The organism is Streptomyces avicenniae (genome assembly GCF_000719135.1).
GTDB lineage: Bacteria > Actinomycetota > Actinomycetes > Streptomycetales > Streptomycetaceae > Streptomyces > Streptomyces avicenniae.
In genome coordinates, this window is the sequence record NZ_JOEK01000045.1 from 1 (window position 1) to 381 (window position 381).

1 protein-coding gene is annotated in these 381 nt (G+C 73.2%); it reads left to right on the forward strand.

Annotation, left to right across the window (positions count from 1 at the left end):
- Positions 1-15 precede the first annotated feature (15 nt).
- Positions 16-381: putative T7SS-secreted protein (locus tag IF27_RS29670; protein ID WP_338058228.1), on the forward strand; the 366-nt coding region annotated here is incomplete at its 3' end.

The following is a 381-nucleotide window of genomic DNA, read 5'->3' on the forward strand; positions in this document are numbered from 1 at the left end:
GCGTCGGATCGTGCGGTGCAGGACTGGGCGGGCCTGTCGGCGGATGCGTTCCGCTCGGAGTTCGACGGTGTGCCGGGGAATTTGGAGAAGCTGCGGGATTCCTACGACCTGTGTGCGCAGGCGTTGCAGACGTACTGGCCGAAGCTGGAGACGGCGCAGGGCCAGGCCGACCGCGCCCTGGACCGTGCGATCGCTGCGCAGGCGGATCTGTCCTCGGCGCAGGGGGCGTTGGGGGATGCGACGGACTGGGTGTCGCGGGCGGGTGACGAGGCGGACCGGTTGCAGCGTGAGGGTGAGCGGGCGAGCGCGCCGCCGCCGGACGAGGAGGCGGTACGGGCGGCGACCCGTGACCGTCAGGCCGCCGACGAGGCCCAGGCCGCG